This is a genomic window from Sporobacter termitidis DSM 10068 (genome assembly GCF_900130065.1).
Lineage (GTDB): Bacteria > Bacillota > Clostridia > Oscillospirales > Oscillospiraceae > Sporobacter > Sporobacter termitidis.
Window position 1 is genome coordinate 133,882 of record NZ_FQXV01000005.1, and the last position, 17,163, is coordinate 151,044.

Here is a 17,163-nt window from a genome sequence, read left to right on the forward strand (position 1 = left end):
CGTCACCCCGCGACCTTGTACGGCGACGGGACCGTTGCGTGGGCAAGGTCGTTTATGATCCTGATGTTCTCAAGGGGCGTGCTCTGCGGAATGCCGCAGCCCGCCATGACGATGTACGGATATCCGTCCAGGGCGGCGATAATGTCCTGGTAGGCCTTGCGTACCGTGGCCGGGTCCTCCATCAGGATGACGCCCACGGGGTCGACGTTGCCGCCGATGACGACTCTGCCGTTTAAAATCTCGGCCGCGCGGCGGATATCGACCTTGTAGTCCACGGAGAGGATATCGGTGCCGCTCTCCGGAATCAGGTCGATGCGGTCGTTGATATCGCCGCAGATATGCAGGGTGGTCAGCAGCCCCTTGGATTTGAACCAGTCGAAGGTTTTTTTCAGGTACGGCAGGGAAAGCTCCTCGAAGACCCTTTTGGAAACCATGTCGCCGGACGCGGACGGGTCGGCCAGGCTGCCGATCGTGGCGCCCAGGCCGATAACCTCCTCGTGGCAGGCCTTGAACAGCTCAAAGGTGAAGTCCAGCAGGGCGCGGACGGCGGCCTTGTCGCGGATGCTCTCGCGCAGCAGGCGTTCCGCGCCGTAGAGCAGGCCGGCCTGCGTGTAGATGCCCCACGAGCCGACGATCACGTGATACGTGCCGTTCCCCAGCGGGATCAGGTATTTCGCGGTTTCCACCGCCTGCTGATAATAGTAATAGTCCCTGACGCGGGCGGGATCGATTTTGTCAAGCTCCGAAATACTTGTAATGAGCGGCTCGAGGACGTCCGGCGAGCCGTGCTCGCGGAACTTGACCTTTCCGCCCAGCGCGCCGACCGCCAGCGTGCCGTTGAAGCCGGCGTGGAGGTAATCGCCGCCGTGGTCCCGGGCAATGGCGTATGTCAGTTCCGCCTGCTCCTTTGGCGGCAGCTGCCAGAATTGCTCGAGCGTCAGGCCCTTTTGGCGCACGACAACGGACTGTGCGTTGACGGTCGTCGGCAGGCGGTCGGGCGCGCGGCCGCTGGTGACGGCGTCTATGACTTCCTTCGGCGTCATGCTCATCCGCCCACCGCCTCCCTCTCGCCGGGCTCGAGACCCAGCAGGGTTTTAGCCAGCCGCACCGCCTCGGCCGCGTTTCTGGAATAGCCGTCCGCGCCGATCTTCCTGGCAAACCCCGCCGACACGGGCCCGCCGCCCACCATGACCTTGAACCGGCGGCGAATCCCCTGCTCGTTCAGGATGCGGATGACCTCCGCCATGCCGTTCATCGTCGTGGTCATCAGCGTGGAGATGAGGATCAGCTCGGCGTCTTCGGCTTTGGCGCGCTCGACAAAATCCAGGGGAGGAACGTCCCGGCCCAGGTCGACCAGCTCAAAGCCGCCCGCCTCCGTCATGATCTTGACAAGGTTTTTGCCGATGTCGTGGGTATCGCCCTCGATCACGCCGATCACGGCCTTGGGCTTGCGGGCGTGCCCGTCGGTCCTGAGCTGCGGCTTGAGCACGTCAAGACCCTTGTACATCGCGTCCGAGCAGAGGATCAGCTCCGGGACGAAATACTCCTGCTCCTCAAAAAGCTGGCCGGCTCTGTCCATGCCGTCGGCGAGGCCCCGGTCAATCGCCTGATAGGCGTCGTACCCCTCCGCCACCACGAGGCGGGAGTATTCCTCCGCTCTGTCCTCTTCCATTTCCAGCACGGCGTCCGAGAGCGCCTTGTGCAGCTCCGCTTCTCTTGACATTCAAATTACCTCCTAAAAAAATTAAAGCCGGAAATCGTGCGCAAACGCGCAAGATCTCCGGCTTTCCGGTCAACCCAACCCAAGTAAGCTTTAGGAACATATATTATTATATATATAACATATATGTTTTAACTGACTTTACGAAAAATATATTACAGTCTTTGGCGTTTGTCAATAGGAATACCAAGTATTTTTGCGGGGACAGGCTTTTTTTGTTAAAAACTTAATTGAAAAAACTTTTTGACTGTGGTAGAATGATGCATATAAAGCATAGTAAATAAATATGTTTTATATGTATTAATATATGAATGAGGTGCGCGGGCCAATCCGAGGCACGCCGGTTCATGCAGCCTTATTTTATAGAAGCTCAAAAGGAGGCTTACGCGTATGACCCATACTGAAATCATCGAGCGGGCGGTCCGGCTCGAACCGCTGGACAGCGTTCCCTTCGCGCTGCTTTCGTCCGGGGCGTGGGCAATCAACAGAAAAGGCGTTACCCTTGAGCAGGCGCTGCGGCTGGAGGGACAGGTTATGGCCGACTGGCTGTATGAAGGCTACACCCTGGCCGACTCCGATATCTCCTGGGTGGGGTCGGGCTACAACAACATCGTCGTCAAGGCCATAGGCGGCAAAATCAAGTGGCGCCGCCAGGGCACGCCCGACGTTGTGGAGCCCCTGCTCGTCTCCGCCGACGACGCGGATACGCTCGACCCGGAGGACGTTTCGAAGGACCCCGACATTCGCGTGCTTTATGAGGTGACGCGGCTTTTGGCGGAAAGGGAAAAAGGACGGCGGCCGGTCGGCGCCAGCATGTGGGGACCCTTTACGCTGACGGGACTGCTCTACGGGGCGGACGCGCTCATGCGGAACGTCTATAAAAACCGCGGGGCGGTGGATAAGCTCCTGCGCTTTTCCTCGGAGCTCTACCTGGCCTACATGCAGGGCTATATCGACGCCGGGGCGCGGGTGATTTTTATGGCCGAGCCCTCCGCCTCCGGCGACATGATCTCCCTGCGGCATTTCAGGGAAGTGGCGATGCCGTACATAAAGGATATTTACGAGCGGCTTTCGGGCAAGGGCCTCATATTGGGTCTGCACATCTGCGGCAACACCCAGGACCGGCTGGATTTGATCGCCGAAAGCGGCGCGCAGATCATGTCGCTGGATTATAAGGTGGACCTCGGCCTGGCCAAGGAGGCGTTCGCGGGGAAAATCGCCTTTTCCGGCAATCTGAATCCCGTCAACGTGGTGCAGAACGGCACCGAGGAGGACATCCGGCGGGAGACGCTGGCCTGTATCGGGAAAGGGGGCGCGGGCGGCGGCTATATCGTCATGCCCGGCTGCGACATCCCGCCTGCCACGCCGCTGGAAAATCTGCAGACCATATCAAGAACCGTGCGGGCATACCAAATTTAATAAGGCAGGACGATATATATGGCTAAATATGCGACAAAGCTGACACAGCTGATCGGCAACACGCCGCTGCTCCAGCTGACGGATTACGCCGCCGAAAACGGCGTACAGGCAAAGCTCATCGCCAAGCTTGAATACTTTAACCCCCTGAGCTCCGTGAAGGACCGCATCGCGCTGTCCATGATCGAGGATGCGGAGGCGGCGGGGAAGCTGGACAAGGACACGATCATCATCGAGCCCACCAGCGGAAACACCGGGATAGGCCTGGCTTTCGTGGCCGCCTCGAAGGGCTACCGCCTTATTCTCACCATGCCCGACATGATGAGCGTGGAGCGCCGAAACCTGCTGAAGGCCCTGAACGCCGAGCTGGTGCTCACGCCCGGCAAGGACGGCATGAAGGGGGCCATCAAAAAGGCCGAGGAGCTGGCGGTGCTCTTTGAAAAATCCTTTATCCCGCAGCAGTTCAACAATCCCGCCAACGTGCGCGTCCACCGGGAAACCACCGCCCTGGAGATCTGGAACGATCTGGACGGGGACATTGCCGCGTTTGTGGCGGGCGTGGGCACCGGCGGCACGATCACCGGCGTGGGCGAGGTGCTCAAGGAGAAAAATCCGGATGTCAAAATCATCGCCGTCGAGCCCTTCGATTCGCCGGTACTGTCCGGCGGCGTCCCCGGCCCACACAGGATACAGGGCATCGGGGCGGGCTTTATCCCCAAGGTGCTCAATACCGGCGTGATTGACGAGATATTCAAAGTGCGCTGGGAGGAAGCCGTGGACACGGCGCAGGCGCTGGCGCGCACCGAGGGCCTGCTGATCGGCATATCCTCCGCCGCCGCGGCTTTTGCCGCCGCCGGCATCGCCCGCCGGCCCGAATTCGAGGGCAGAACGGTGGTCGTGCTGCTGCCCGACACCGGGGAGCGCTACCTCTCGACCCCGCTGTTTGACCGCCCGGCCCTGTGACCGGCGCGGCGAATCCCCGAAACTATCATTATAATGCGGAGGAGTATATATAATGAGCTATTTGCAAAACAAAGAGCCGCCAACCCGTGAGGCCCGCCTTGGCGCCTGCATCGTCTACGGCGGCACCCTTTGCGACCTGGCCGGCAAGGGCAGCCGCTGCGGCTGCCTCCAGGACGGCAGCCGCAGCTTTTCCCAAGGCTCCATCTGCCTGCTGCTGCCCGGTATTTCCATACTGAACACGCTGCCGGACAACGTCAATCTGGTCCACGGCGCCGTGGGCTGCGGGGCCTGCTCCCATTCGCAGAACGCCAACACCCGCTCGGGCGGAAACCTGCGCACCGGCGCGGCGCGGGACGCGGTATGGCTGTCCACCGCCCTGAACGAGACCGACGTCATATCGGGCGCGGAAAACAAGCTCTATAACGCCATTCTTGAGGCCGACCGCCTTTACCGGCCCAAAACCATCACGGTGGTCGTCAGCTGTGTGCCGAGCATCATCGGCGACGATGTGGACGGCGTGATCGAGCGGGCGCGGCCCCATGTGGCGGCGCGCATCGTGCCCGTCCACTGCGAGGGCTTCAAGACAAAGATCTGGGCCACCGCCTACGACGCGGTTTACCACGGCCTGGCGCGCGCGCTCTTCGAGGACCCGAAATGGAACGAGCCCATCATCAGGGACGATCTTTACGAGGAACGCCTGGCGTATCGGAAGGCGCACACCGTCAACCTGCTCACCGTTTCCTCCATGGGGCTCGCCGACGAGCAGGAGCTGACGCGGTACCTGAACGCTTTGGATCAGACCGTCAACGTCTTTCCGAATTTCGCCGACCCGGATAAGGCGTACGCCCTGAAATACGCGGGGCTTTCCGTCAGCACCTGTCCGACCCACGACGATTACCTGCTGGATTATCTGCGCGAGGAATACGGCGTGCCCTATATCATCAGGCACATGCCCATCGGCATCGACAACACCAGCGCCTGGATACGCGATATCGCCGCGCAGCTCGGCAAAAGCGGCGCCGCCGAGCGTCTGATCGAGCGCGAAACCGCCGAGCTCAACGCCGCGCTCGAAAAGTACCGCCCGTTTTTCAAGGGCAAGCGCGTCTTTATCAGCGCCGGCGAATTCCGCGCGCTGGCGACCGCCAACCTGCTGCACGACCTGGGCTTTGACATTGCGGGCATCCGCTCCTTCCACCATGACGAATTCGCCAACGTGGAATATGAAAAGCTGCTGAAGAACGCCGGAGAGGACCTGATGATCAACATCGCCAACGTCCAGCCCTTTGAGGAGGCGAACCTGCTCAGGACCATGAAGCCCGATCTTTTCCTGGGCCACTGGAACGACAACTCCACCGCCACGAAGCTCGGCATCCCCTCCCATGTCATTTATAACACCGGCCTTGCCTACATCGGCTACCGCGGCGCCTTTGAGCTGGCCCGCCGGCTTTACCGGCAGCTGGCCAGCCCGGCGTTCAACAAAAATCTCAGCAAATTCGTCCGGCTGCCTTATAAAGACGACTGGTACGGCAAAAATCCCTTTGCCTACATAAAATCCAATCTGGATTTGCCGGAGGACTATACCGGAAAGGAGGCGCCGGCCCTATGAGCAGCTATATTGAACGCCCGCGCTATTTTTGCTCCCTGGGCGGGGCGCTTTCCACGCTGGAGGCCCTGCCCGAAACCATCCCCATCCTGCACTGCGCCATCGGCTGCGCGGGCAGCATCGCCTGGGCCCAGAACGGGGGCTCCGCCCTCCAGGTGGGCGGCTACTGCGGCGGTCTCGCCGTGCCCAGCTCCAACGTGGGAGAACGGGATGTGATCTTCGGCGGCATCGACCGGCTGGAAGAGCAGGTCAAAACAACGCTGGAGCTGATGGACGGCCGGCTTTACGTGATCGTCACAGGCTGCGTCACCGAAATCATCGGCGACAACGTCCGCGCGGTGGCCGCGGAATTCGCCGGGCAGGGCGTCGACATCGTGGCCGCCAACACGGGCGGCTTCAAGGGGAACTCCTACCTCGGCTACGACATCGTCCTTTCGGAAATCGTCCGGCAATATGTGAAAAAAGGCGCCGCCGCAAAAAAAGGCAGCGTGAACATCCTGGGCATCGTCCCCTATATGGACGGCTTCTGGCGCGGGAACCTGACCGGCGTCCGCCGCCTCCTGGGCAAGCTGGGCATCGAGGTCAACACCTTTTTCACCGACGAGGACACCCTGGACGGGCTGAAAAATTCCTCGTCCGCCGAGCTCAACATCGTGCTGTCCGACGTCTACGGCCTGGATACCGCGAAGACCTACGAGGAGGTCCACGGTATTCCCTACATAACCGCCGGCCTGCCGGTCGGCCCCACCGCCAGCGGAGAGCTGCTCAGAGCCGTGGCGGGGGCGCTCCGCCTCGACGTGGACGTGGAGGCCATCATCCGGGAGGAGAACCGCAAATATTACAAATTCCTCGAGCCGCTGGCGGACGTTTACAACGACGCGGACCTGCAAAAATACGCGGTCATCGTCGCGGACGTGAATTATGCCGTTTCCATCACCCGTTTTTTGCTGGACGATCTCGGCTGGATTCCGGTGCTCACCCAGTTCACCGACGTGCTGCCGGAGGAGCAGCAGGAGCAGCTGCGGAAAAAGCTGACGGCGCCCGCCCCCCTCAACGGCCCGAAGGTGGTCTTTGACACGAATGCCAGCGAGGCGATCCGCTATATAAACGAGCTGTATCCCAAGCAGGAGTCGGACAAATACGCCGAAACCCTCACTCCGGCCTTTGTCATCGGCAGCGCGCTGGAGCGGTCGCTGGCGCTGAAGCTGGGCGCGCCCCACCTGAGCGTCAGCTTTCCGATATCGAACCGCGCACTGCTCAGCCGCGGCTATACCGGCTTTGAGGGCGGCCTGACCTTGATTGAAGACTTGCTCAGCGCGGCGGTCGCCGCCCGATAGCAGAACGGAGGGGACTTATTATGAACGACACCTTTTCTCCAAAAGAGCGCCTTTTACGGACGCTGGACAAAAAGTCCGTGGAGCGGCCGCCGGTGATATGCCCCGGCGGCATGATGAACGCCGCGATCGTCGACGTCATGACCTCCACCGGGCATACCCTGCCGGACGCCCACGGCGACTGGCAGCTGATGAGCGGCCTGGCCTCGGACGTCAAGGAGCTGACCGGCTTTGAAAATATCGGCATCCCCTTCTGCATGACGGTGGAGGCCGAAGCCTTGGGCAGCCAGGTCGATTTCGGCACCCTGGAATGCGAGCCGAAGATTCAAAAGGAGGTTTTCGGCAGCGTCGAGGCGGTGGAGTATCTGTCTCCCGGCGCGGTCTCCAGGAGCCCGCGCGCCGGCGTGGTCCTCCAGTCGGTGGCGGAGCTGTCAAAGCGCTATCCCGACATTCCGGTCATCGGCAGCGTGACGGGCCCTGTCAGCACCGCCGCTTCCATCGTGGACCCCATGACCTTTTTAAAGCAGCTGCGGAAAAGCCGCGAAACCGCGCATCGCGTCATGGACTATGTGACCGATCAGCTCATCGACTACGCCCGCCTGCTGGCGGACAACGGGGCGTCGGTCATATCCATCGCCGACCCCACCGCGACGGGGGAAATCCTGGGGCCCAGGTTTTTCGACGATTTCGCCGTGCCGTATCTGAACAAGCTGGCCCTGGCCGTGAAAGAGCTCGGCGTGCCTGTCATCATCCATATCTGCGGCGACGTCAATATGGTAAAGCCCATGCTGGCAAAGCTGCGCAGCGACGCGCTGAGCGTGGACGCGATGGTCAGCCTCAGAAAGCTCAAATCGGAGCTTGACGGCGTCACCGTCATGGGAAACGTCAGCACCTACCTGCTGGAGTTCGGCGAGGAACGCGCGGTGCAATCGGCCACGCAGGGCCTGAAAGCCGCCGGCATCGATATCATCGCGCCGGCCTGCGGCCTGAGCACCTCCACGCCCCTGCGCAATATCAAGGCCCTCACCCATACCGTTACAGACGACTGAATTTGTTAGGAGTGACCCCATGCCGACCATACGCTTTATCGGACAAAACAGCACGATCGCCGTGGCGCCCGGCACCACGGTGCTGGACGCCGCGCGCAAAGCAGGCATCGACATCGAATCCCCCTGCAACGCCGTGGGCACCTGCGGAAAATGCCGTGTCCGCTTATCCGACCTCACGCAGCTTGCCGGCGTGGACGACAGCGGCGCCCACAGCCTCCCCCGGGCGGAACGGGAAGCAGGCTATGTGCTGGCCTGCCAGACGAAGGTCTACGGCGACATCGACGTTCTCGTGCACAGCAGGGCCGAGGAAAACCGCCGGCTGAGCATCCTCTCGGAAGGCGAATCCTTCGAATACGCGCCGGACCCTTATATTACAAAACGCGCGGAGGGCGGCGTCACCCACGTGTACGGCGGCGGGACGCTCCTGGGCAGCGAGCCCGGAGACACCACCGGGAAGGCGTACGGCATCGCGCTGGACATCGGCACCACGACGCTCGTCGCGGAGCTGATCCACCTCCCCACCGGGGAGCACCTGGCCTCCGAAAGCATGCTCAACCCGCAGAGCGCCTATGCCCAGGACGTGCTGACCCGCATCCATTTCGCCGAGGAAGAGGGCGGCCTGGAAACGCTGTTTCATGCCTTTCTTTCCGCTTTTTCAGCCCTGCGCGACAGCCTGGTCCGCGCGGCCGGCATCGATCCCCGGTATATCTACGAGGTCATCTACAGCGGCAACACCACCATGCTGCACCTGGCCACCGGCGTCGACCCGGCGCCTTTGGGAAAATACCCCTACATCCCCAACATCCGGGGCGGGGCGCACCTCCCGGCGGACGCCCTGGGGCTTTCACCCTTCGGGCTCGTTTATCTCCCGCCCATCATTTCGGCTTTTGTGGGCGCGGACATCACCTCCGGCATACTTGTCTCGCGCCTGGAGCAAAAGGCCGGCGCCACGCTGTTTATCGACATCGGCACCAACGGCGAGATCGTGCTGGCCAAGGACGGCCGCCTTGCCGCCACCTCCACCGCCGCCGGCCCCGCCTTTGAGGGGATGAACATCGTCTGCGGCACGCGCGCCGTCCCCGGCGCTGTGGAACAGTTCCAGGTCGACGGCGACGGCAGGCCGCACTATAAAACCATCGGCGGCGCCAAGGCCGCCGGCATCTGCGGCAGCGGGCTGCTGGATATTGCGGGCGAGCTCGTGCGCGTCGGCGTGATCGGCAAAAGCGGCCGGTTCGTACGCGCCGACAAGGGCGCGTTTCCCGAGCCGCTCCAGGCCGCGCTGCGCCCGTACGAGGGCAAAACGGCGTTTTTCATCACCGACGAGGTCTTCCTCACCCAGCAGGATATCCGCCAGGTCCAGCTCGCCAAGGGCGCCATCCGGTCCGGTATCACGGCGCTGCTGGCCCAGCTCTCCGTCCCGGAGGCCGCCGTGGACGAGGTTTTGATCGCCGGCTCGTTCGGCTATCATCTCCGCGAAAGCAGCCTTTTGGATATCGGCCTGCTCCCGCCGGCGTTTGCGGGGAAGGTGCGCTTTGTGGGCAACACCTCCCAATCGGGCGCCGCGGCTTTTTTGCTGAACACCGGCTTCCGCGCCGACATGCAGGCGCTGGCGTCAAACGTCGACAAGGTCGAGCTTGCCGACACGCCGGACTTTGAGAAGCTGTTTGTCGCGTGCCTGGGATTTTGAATATGCAGCCGGTCAGCCCACACGCGCCGGAGCATATGGCGGGCCCTTACTGCGCGGCGCTTGAAAACGCCGTTTCGGCGGAAGACAGCCTCTTTCTGACGCTCCCGGCCGACTTTGTCACCGAAGCGCGGGCCCTGGGCGCCCGGGCGCACGTCACGGCGAGCGGTTTTTGCGACGTCACCCCGCCGTTTACATCGCCTGAGCAGCTGCGGGATATCCCCCCGCTGCCGGAGCGGCCGCTCATCCGGGAGCTGCTCGCGGAGCTCGAACGGCGGTCGGCGGCGCGGGCTATACTTTTAAATGTCAGCGCGCCTTATTCCCTGCTGGCGCTGCTGTCCTCCCAAAAGCTCCCGGCGTGGCTGCTCCGGCAGCCTGAAGAGGTCCGCGCCGCGCTCGGCGCGCTGACGGACGGCTTGGCCGGCTATATCGCGGCGGCCCTGGACCGGGGCGTGAAGGTCGTCTCGCTGGCGGACCCTCAGGCGCAGCGCGGCCTGCTGGGGGAAAAACGCTACCGGGCCTTCGCCGCCGAATTTCAGCTGCGCCTGCTGGAGCGCCTCGCGGAGAGTCCCGCCCACGGCGTCGTGCATCTGTGCCCCTACAGCTTTTCCCCGCTGGAGGAGTACGGCCTGCTGGAGCTGTCCGAGCTGGCGCCGCCGGACCCTTCTTACGAACGGGCGCTGTTATCCACCGCTGAAAACGCGGAAACCGTCATTTTTATCGGCCATCAATGCCCTCACACGAAATCCGCGGCGCGCTTATATCAATTACATCTTGACAAACAAAGGCGGTAATGATAAAACATATATGAAAACTATATATTACTTCGGGGTTGACCAGACAACTGAAGACCTGTTTCCTTTGTGTACATCCACATACGAAACAGGTCTTTTTATTTACCCGGGCGATTGAATATTTCGACATAATTCGACATAAGGAGCAAAAAGCATGGGCAGCAAGGCGTATTTTATCGGCATCGACGCCGGTACCACGGTCATTAAATCGGCACTTTTTGACGACACCGGCGCCGAGGTGGCGAAGGCGCAGGGCAACGTCGGCCTCATTTCGCTCGAAAACGACTGGTATGAGATGGACATGAACGAGGTCTGGGCGGCTGTCAAGGGTACGGTCGACACACTGCTGGGGCAGGCGGGCGCCGACGTCAAAAGCCATATCAGGGCCATCGGCATCACAGGGCAGGGCTGCGGGGCCTGGCTGATTGACCGGGACGGGAATCCCGTCAGAAAGGCTATTTTATGGAACGATACCCGTGCCGGCGACGTCATCCGCGATTTCGAGCGGCGCGGGGTCTCCGAGCGGGTCTACCAGATCACCGGCTGCGAGCTGTTTACGGGCAGCCAGGGCGTGGTGCTGAAATGGCTGTCACTCCACGAGCCGGAGGCGCTGGAAAAGGCGTCCTTTTCGCTGTACTGCAAGGACTGGATCAAATTCAAGCTGACAGGGGTTATCAGTACGGACCCCTCCGAGGCCAGCATATCCTATTACGATTTTGCCGCCGAGACTTACAGCGGCGAGGTTTTGAAGCGCATTGGCATCGAGGAATACCGCCATTTGCTGCCGCGCATCGACAAATGCCACGACACGGTTTATGACATCAAACCGGAGCTCGCGGAGGCATGGGGGATTCCCCCGTCGGTCAGGGTCACCAACGCGCCGTATGACATCTCCGCGTCCGCCCTGGGCGTGGGCGCGATTTCCGACGGCGACGCCTGCACGATCCTCGGCACGGCGCTCATCAGCGAAATCGTCATTGACAGACCCGACATCAAGCCGTATAACGTCGGCTATACCGTGCCTCTTGGCCCACAGAGCCGCTGGGTGCGCATGGTGAATACCAATTACGGGACGCCGAACCTGGACTGGTTTATCAGGCAGTTCTGCCAGGACGACACCGCCCGCGCCAGGGACGCGGGAACGGATATTTTTGACGACCTCCACAAAAAAATCCGCGAGATTCCCATCGGCTCGGAAGGGATACTTTATAACCCCTTTATCAATTCCACGGGATTAAAAGCGCCGTTTTTACATAAAAACGCCAAGGCGCACTTTATCGGCCTCGCGCCCCATCATACCAAATATCATCTTTTGCGCGCCCTTTTCGAGGGCGTGGCGCTGGCCATCAAGCACAGCTACGCCAACATTCCGCGGCGGGTCAAGGAGCTCTGCCTGGCAGGCGGCGGCGCCAGAAGCGGCCTTTGGTGCCAGATCATAGCCGACAGCCTGAACGTGACGGTAAAGGTCCCGTCGGGCGAGGAATTCGGCGCGAAGGGCGCGGCAATCAACGCCGCTGTGGCCGCGGGGTACTTCAAAACTTATGAGGAGGCCGTCGGCCGGTTTGTCAGCTATGCGCGGCAATACGAGCCGAATGCGGAAAACCACCAAAAATACAACGCGCTCTTTGACGTTTACACGCAGATTTACGGCCAGCTGAAGCCGGTATGGAACAGCATCGCAGCGCTGCTCGACAGCGGAATCTGAGGCGCGGGGACGGCCTGTCTTGCAAAGAAACACGGCGAGACCGGAAATCAGCAAATTTCTGCCTATAATTTCATATTATACATATTGACATTATATGTATTCGGTGTTATTATTTTTATAACATATATTTCATATATAATTAGTATGCTTTTGTTCTTTGCTTAGCCTAATGACATAGAAGGTGATGAGATGTCCAATATCGTCAGAATTCCAGATGAAGAGTCCCTGGAAAAAATCACGTCAAAGCTTATCGAATGCATCAAGGATCTGCAGTTTGGTTCCGTCACTCTACATATTCAAAACGGCAGGGTGATCCAGATCGACAAGCTCGAGAAAACCCGCCTGAAGAAGGATTGAGCGGCTGTGTACGGCGCCTTGACCATTCCTGAACTTAACAACTCCGTTTAACTGACTTTTCTCCTTCAACGGCAATCCCCCGCTCCGTATCCGGAGCGGGGGATTGCCGCAAACTGTCGATAAAGCCCTTTGGGCTTTATCCGACAAGGGGCTGCATGCAGCGTGCTCAGCCGCGCGCTGCATGAGAAGTGTCACTCCGGAGGCGCATGTCCTCCTGCGTGACAAATCATGAATTTATTTGCCGCTCCGGCGGCAAACTCTGCGAGGCTTCCCCCTCTGTATAATGGTTCTTTGACAAGCTGAGGCAATCCCCTGTCTTAAAGCGCGGCGGCGCCGAACCGGAAGCTGCCGCGGCTGTCGATATTGTAAAAGTCGGCGTAGGTGACCTTAAACGGATTGCCGTCCGGCAGCTCGAGCTTCTCCTTATTTTTTATGACCTGGGTCCAGAAGCCGCTGCGGGCAATGTCCTTTTGCAGGATGACGCCGCAGACAACGCCGTCCTTGAAGATGATTTTTTTGTACACGCCGTCCTTTAAATAAACCTCCGTCGTATAGCTGTCGTCCGGCGCCGATGGGAGCCCGACCGACACGGTATCCAGGCCTAGCAGGCTGATGGAATTCTTGGCGGTAAAATAGTCCTCGTAGCGCTTGTCGTTCCCGGTCATATTACAGGCCGCCACGACGCCCTGCTTGACGGCGCTGGGCCATATGGCCGAAAGGCCCGTCACGTCGCCCGCGGCGTACACATAGGGCACCGAGGTCCGCATCCGGTCATCGACGGTGATCTCCCTGTCAAAATCGATCGTGCCGGCCTCGAGGAACTCCACGTTGGGCCGGACGCCGGCCGCCGCCACGACCATATCGCAGGGGAGGACCGTGCCGTCGCTCAGCTTCAGCGCGCTGACGGCGCCGGCCGTATCCCGGACGCCCTCCGTCACCGAAACGCCCGTATAAATCCCGGCCCCCGCCTTTTTAAAGGCCTCCTCGTAGCCGAGGGCCGCCTGGCTGTCCAGCTGCAAGGGCAGCACCCGGTCCGCCATCTCAACGACGGAGACATCCAGGCCCTTTTCCAGGAGCGCGGACGCGGCGTCCAGCCCCACAAGGCCCCCGCCGAGGACGACGGCCTTTTTGGCCTTTTCGGCCGCCGCGCTGATGCGCTCCACATCCTGCAGGTCGCGCAGGGTGAACACGTTGCCCGCGCCCGCCACGCCCTTGACCGGCGGCACGGACGCTTTGGAGCCGGCCGCGATCAGCAGCCTGTTATAGCCCACCGACGTCCCGTCCGACAGCGTGAGCTGGCGCTTTTGGAAGTCCGCGCCCGTCACCCTTTTGCCTTTCAGCCAGGTGATGCCCCGCTTGTCAAAGAAGTCCTTATCAACGAAGGAAATGGTTTCGGCCGTACGCCTGCCGGAAATCACATGGTGCAGCATACAGCGCGAATAAACGGCCTCGTCGGCGGATATGACGGTCACTTCGGCGCGCTTGTCGAGCTCCGATATCTTGCCGGCGGCGCTGATTCCCGCCGCGCCGGCCCCGATGATGACATATTTCATAGCGCATTGACCTCCACCAGATAAATGGCCTTGCTGGGACAGCTTTCGACACACCGGGGGCCTTCCCGGCCGGCGCACAGGTCGCATTTCACAATGACCTTTCTTGTCTTCTCGTCGGTTTTCAAAACGCCGAACGGGCAGGACATGACGCACATGAAGCAGGATGCGCATTTATCGCGGTCATAGCTGACGACGCCCGTTTCCCGGTCCTTTGTCATGGCACCGCTCATGCAGGCGGCGACACATTCCGGCTCGTCGCAGTGGCGGCAGAAGATGGGAACGGGTTTCCCGTTTCTGTCCAGCGCCACAAAATTTCTGCTCTCGTTTTTATTGTCCTGGAGATCCAGGTCGTAGAAGGAATCGCCCGTATCGCTGTGCGCCGCCATACACCCCAGGCTGCAGTTCAGGCAGCCGGCGCACAGCTCCTTGTCAATCATGATCCTTTTCACGCGTACACCCCCTCCATATTCAGACTTCCCGCAGTCCAAGCCCTTTCCTCTTTTCCACAATGATGGCCTCCAGCCTGTCGGCCGCCTTGACGACGTCGCCTTCCACGATGAGCTGGCCGCCCGTGAGCGTCTTCATATCCTCGGAGAGGACCTGCGTCACCAGCTTGCTGCCGGTGGTGAACGGCGGCAGCGCCAGATGCAGCGGGAGCCCCAGTGCCAGCCCGAACGCACCGTCGGCCAGGGCCTGCTCCTCCAGCCATTGGGGCGCGGACAGGACCAGCGGCAGCTGGGGGATGTCGATGCCCAGCGTCCCGGCGATCTCGGCGGCGACGGTTTCCAGGCGCCCGATGGCAAGGCAGGGGCCGAAGTTCAGCACCGGGGGTATCCCCAGGCTCTCGCAGACACTTCTGAGATTGTCGCCCGCCTGGCTGGCGGCTTTCGGCGACATGAGGCCGACGTTTTCAAGGCCGCCGCTGGAGCAGCCCGCCGACAGGACGATGATATCGCGCCGGATGAGCTCTTTTGTCAGCGCCACGGTGAAAACGTCATGCCCCAGCGCGGTGAGATTGGAGCAGCCGACGATGCCGGCGATGCCCTTGATTTTGCCCTGGACGATCAGGTCGATGAGCGGCTGCCAGTTCCCGCCGAGGAAGGCTTTCAGCGACCCTTCGCTGACGCCGGTGAGCACATCGTCGTCGCCGTGCCGCGGGACTTCCCGGATGGCCACGCGGGGGCGGCGCTTTTCGTAGCTCTCGGCGGCCTGGGCGATGATGTACTCCAGCTGCGTGCTGAAATCGTCAAAATTATAGGGCAGCAGCTCCGCGTTCGCCTTTTTCGCCACGTCGTCGACGCAGATCATTTTGACCATGAACCGATCGGCAATCGGCTCGATGCCGGGCAGCGTGCAGTTGAATTCGGATACGATCAGGTCGATGGCGCCCGTGGCGATCACGGCCTCGCTGGTGAAGTTATTGCCCGCGTGGCCGGCAAAAACCGTGGGGCAGTGCGCGCCGCGCAGCTGCAGGTCCTGCCCGACGCAGGTGCAGCCGATCAGCCGGAACCCCTTCGCCCCGGCGGCCTTCGCCTTCTCGGTCACATCCTCGTCGGTCAGGCGGTCCTGCAGGTACGCGAACATCGACTGCTGGTGGCCGGTGAGCATGATGTTGATGTATCCGGAATCGATCACCCGGAGGCCGACGGGGGCCTTGCGCAGAACCGGCGCGCCGAGCATCACGTCATTGAGGAGATTTGTGAGGGTCAGGCCGTAAAGGCCCGTTGAAATGCCGAGTCTGAGGCATTGGAGCAGCATATCCACGGGGTCGCTGCTCAGGTTCGTGGAGGTTTTGACGACGCCGTCAAACACCTCTGATTTGGCGCCGCCCGGCAGGATATTGAGCTCCTTCCACCGTTTCAGCCTGGGCTCGTACGCCAGCTTTTCCACCAGCGCCATTTTCTCAAAGGCCGGCTTGTAGAGATCGCTCAGCACCGCGTCCGCCACCACGGCGGCACGATCATGGACGTCGGCCTCGCCGATGCCGAACAGCGCCGCCAGCCTGTCGAGGGTCTCGACGCTTTTGAAGGGCTTTTTCTTTTTGGCAAAGGCTTTCAGGTTGCGGGCCGTGTTTTCAACGACGTGGATATAACAGCCCGAGCCGGCGGAAACGGCCCGGAGGAAATTCCGCGCCACGATCGTGTCCGCCGTGGCGCCGCAGACGCCTCTGGGCGCGCTGGGCGTGATGCGGCACGGGCCGTTGGCGCAGAGCCGGCAGCAGACGCCCTGCAGGCCGAAACCGCATTTGACGCTTTGCGTCTCCACCCGGTGATGCGCCGTGTCCACATCCAGGGTCGAAATGAAATCCTGGAGAAGCGTATCCGCCGAGCGGCAGGTTGTGCATATTCTTTGTTCTGGCATGTGTTGGTCCCCCTTAAAAGTATACTAATTTGGTATTGTTTTGGTTCAAATAAAATCGGGAATGTGCTTCCCGATGTATTTTGTTTAATGGGCGCCGTCCATCATATCTTTAAACGTGACGCCTTTGAGCTCCGACAGCAGGCGTACCTGAATTTTCTCCAGCGCGCCGTGGACAGCGCACGTCTCGGTGCGGTTCAAGGTGCAGTATGCCTTGTCATACAAGCATCTGTTAATATACAGCGGGCCGTCGATGGCGTCGATAACGTCAAAAAGAGTGATATCCGCCGGGTCCCTGGCGAGGGCGTAGCCGCCGCCCACGCCCCTGTGCGAATGGAGGATGCCCGCAACCGTCAGCTTTCGGAGGAGCTTGAGCAAAAAGCGCAGCGGGATGACCACTTCCCCGGCGATCACCTTGGCCTCAACGATTTCTCCGACGCCCTTATTCGACAGATACAGGACGACCCTCAGCGCGTAATCTCCCTCTTGTGTAATCTTCATCTTCTCTCCGCTTTTTAAAACTATACTCAATTGGTGTATTTTCAAGATACAACATCGTTAATTATTTGTCAATGTTATTTAGCCCAACAAACGGTCCGGTGCCGGCAATAATTCCATGCATTCCGT

Annotated in this window: 15 protein-coding genes; 9 read left to right on the plus strand and 6 right to left on the minus strand. The window is 60.8% G+C overall.

The features are described from left to right. Positions 1-2: 2 nt before the first annotated feature. Both BUB60_RS08775 and BUB60_RS08780 read right to left on the minus strand, forming a co-directional pair. Positions 3-1,049, minus strand: coding sequence for a uroporphyrinogen decarboxylase family protein (locus BUB60_RS08775; protein ID WP_073077858.1), 1,047 nt, complete (start codon positions 1,047-1,049; stop codon positions 3-5). After that, the gene (locus BUB60_RS08780; protein WP_073077861.1) at positions 1,046-1,723 is read right to left on the minus strand and encodes a corrinoid protein; all 678 of its coding nucleotides are present in this window, start codon (positions 1,721-1,723) and stop codon (positions 1,046-1,048) included. Before BUB60_RS08780 ends, BUB60_RS08775 begins: the two co-directional genes overlap by 4 nt. Positions 1,724-2,110: 387 nt before the next feature. Between BUB60_RS08780 and BUB60_RS08785 the strand changes: the two genes are divergently transcribed. From BUB60_RS08785 to BUB60_RS08825, 9 genes are all read left to right on the plus strand, one after another. Next, on the plus strand, positions 2,111-3,139 hold the full coding sequence (locus tag BUB60_RS08785) for a uroporphyrinogen decarboxylase family protein (RefSeq protein ID WP_073077864.1): 1,029 nt from the start codon (positions 2,111-2,113) through the stop codon (positions 3,137-3,139). A gap of 18 nt (positions 3,140-3,157) precedes the next feature. Beyond that, a complete protein-coding gene (gene cysK, locus BUB60_RS08790; protein WP_073077866.1) occupies positions 3,158-4,099 on the plus strand; it encodes a cysteine synthase A in 942 nt (313 codons plus the stop codon). 52 nt (positions 4,100-4,151) lie between these two features. Further along, positions 4,152-5,705, plus strand: coding sequence for a nitrogenase component 1 (locus BUB60_RS08795; protein ID WP_073077869.1), 1,554 nt, complete (start codon positions 4,152-4,154; stop codon positions 5,703-5,705). Further along, the gene (locus BUB60_RS08800; RefSeq protein WP_073077871.1) at positions 5,702-7,039 is read left to right on the plus strand and encodes a nitrogenase component 1; all 1,338 of its coding nucleotides are present in this window, start codon (positions 5,702-5,704) and stop codon (positions 7,037-7,039) included. Before BUB60_RS08795 ends, BUB60_RS08800 begins: the two co-directional genes overlap by 4 nt. A 20-nt stretch (positions 7,040-7,059) precedes the next feature. Beyond that, on the plus strand, positions 7,060-8,085 hold the full coding sequence (locus BUB60_RS08805) for a uroporphyrinogen decarboxylase family protein (protein ID WP_073077873.1): 1,026 nt from the start codon (positions 7,060-7,062) through the stop codon (positions 8,083-8,085). Between the two features lie 19 nt (positions 8,086-8,104). Beyond that, complete coding sequence (locus BUB60_RS08810) at positions 8,105-9,772, plus strand: ASKHA domain-containing protein (RefSeq protein ID WP_073077875.1); 1,668 nt, start codon at positions 8,105-8,107, stop codon at positions 9,770-9,772. 2 nt (positions 9,773-9,774) lie between these two features. Then, positions 9,775-10,563, plus strand: a complete 789-nt coding sequence (locus BUB60_RS08815) for a uroporphyrinogen decarboxylase family protein (RefSeq protein WP_073077878.1) — start codon at positions 9,775-9,777, stop codon at positions 10,561-10,563. Positions 10,564-10,717: 154 nt separating this feature from the next. Then, positions 10,718-12,268, plus strand: a complete 1,551-nt coding sequence (locus BUB60_RS08820; protein ID WP_073077880.1) for an FGGY-family carbohydrate kinase — start codon at positions 10,718-10,720, stop codon at positions 12,266-12,268. 189 nt (positions 12,269-12,457) lie between these two features. Beyond that, complete coding sequence (locus BUB60_RS08825) at positions 12,458-12,625, plus strand: YezD family protein (protein ID WP_073077882.1); 168 nt, start codon at positions 12,458-12,460, stop codon at positions 12,623-12,625. Positions 12,626-12,942: 317 nt separating this feature from the next. On the opposite strand, the gene BUB60_RS08830 is transcribed toward BUB60_RS08825, so the two are convergent. The 4 genes from BUB60_RS08830 to BUB60_RS08845 form a co-directional block, all read right to left on the minus strand. Continuing rightward, positions 12,943-14,178 carry an NAD(P)/FAD-dependent oxidoreductase gene (locus tag BUB60_RS08830; protein ID WP_073077885.1) on the minus strand — a complete coding sequence of 412 codons (1,236 nt, stop codon included), beginning with the start codon at positions 14,176-14,178 and terminating at the stop codon, positions 12,943-12,945. Then, the gene (locus BUB60_RS08835; RefSeq protein ID WP_073077887.1) at positions 14,175-14,627 is read right to left on the minus strand and encodes a 4Fe-4S dicluster domain-containing protein; all 453 of its coding nucleotides are present in this window, start codon (positions 14,625-14,627) and stop codon (positions 14,175-14,177) included. The genes BUB60_RS08830 and BUB60_RS08835 overlap by 4 nt, the downstream gene beginning before the upstream one ends. A gap of 19 nt (positions 14,628-14,646) precedes the next feature. Next, positions 14,647-16,539, minus strand: coding sequence for an anaerobic carbon-monoxide dehydrogenase catalytic subunit (gene cooS / locus BUB60_RS08840; RefSeq protein ID WP_073077889.1), 1,893 nt, complete (start codon positions 16,537-16,539; stop codon positions 14,647-14,649). Positions 16,540-16,623: 84 nt separating this feature from the next. Next, complete coding sequence (locus tag BUB60_RS08845) at positions 16,624-17,037, minus strand: RrF2 family transcriptional regulator (RefSeq protein WP_073077891.1); 414 nt, start codon at positions 17,035-17,037, stop codon at positions 16,624-16,626. Between the last annotated feature and the right edge of the window lie 126 nt (positions 17,038-17,163).

Excerpts from the sequence above, each read along its gene's own strand:
- BUB60_RS08795 (WP_073077869.1), top strand. The coding sequence starts at position 4,152 with ATGAGCTATTTGCAAAACAAAGAGCCGCCAACCCGTGAGGCCCGCCTT.
- BUB60_RS08845 (WP_073077891.1), bottom strand. The coding sequence starts at position 17,037 with ATGAAGATTACACAAGAGGGAGATTACGCGCTGAGGGTCGTCCTGTAT.
- BUB60_RS08820 (WP_073077880.1), top strand. The coding sequence starts at position 10,718 with ATGGGCAGCAAGGCGTATTTTATCGGCATCGACGCCGGTACCACGGTC.
- BUB60_RS08775 (WP_073077858.1), bottom strand. The coding sequence starts at position 1,049 with ATGAGCATGACGCCGAAGGAAGTCATAGACGCCGTCACCAGCGGCCGC.
- BUB60_RS08825 (WP_073077882.1), top strand. The coding sequence starts at position 12,458 with ATGTCCAATATCGTCAGAATTCCAGATGAAGAGTCCCTGGAAAAAATC.
- BUB60_RS08800 (WP_073077871.1), top strand. The coding sequence starts at position 5,702 with ATGAGCAGCTATATTGAACGCCCGCGCTATTTTTGCTCCCTGGGCGGG.
- BUB60_RS08805 (WP_073077873.1), top strand. The coding sequence starts at position 7,060 with ATGAACGACACCTTTTCTCCAAAAGAGCGCCTTTTACGGACGCTGGAC.
- cysK (WP_073077866.1), top strand. The coding sequence starts at position 3,158 with ATGGCTAAATATGCGACAAAGCTGACACAGCTGATCGGCAACACGCCG.
- cooS (WP_073077889.1), bottom strand. The coding sequence starts at position 16,539 with ATGCCAGAACAAAGAATATGCACAACCTGCCGCTCGGCGGATACGCTT.
- BUB60_RS08815 (WP_073077878.1), top strand. The coding sequence starts at position 9,775 with ATGCAGCCGGTCAGCCCACACGCGCCGGAGCATATGGCGGGCCCTTAC.
- BUB60_RS08830 (WP_073077885.1), bottom strand. The coding sequence starts at position 14,178 with ATGAAATATGTCATCATCGGGGCCGGCGCGGCGGGAATCAGCGCCGCC.
- BUB60_RS08810 (WP_073077875.1), top strand. The coding sequence starts at position 8,105 with ATGCCGACCATACGCTTTATCGGACAAAACAGCACGATCGCCGTGGCG.
- BUB60_RS08780 (WP_073077861.1), bottom strand. The coding sequence starts at position 1,723 with ATGTCAAGAGAAGCGGAGCTGCACAAGGCGCTCTCGGACGCCGTGCTG.
- BUB60_RS08785 (WP_073077864.1), top strand. The coding sequence starts at position 2,111 with ATGACCCATACTGAAATCATCGAGCGGGCGGTCCGGCTCGAACCGCTG.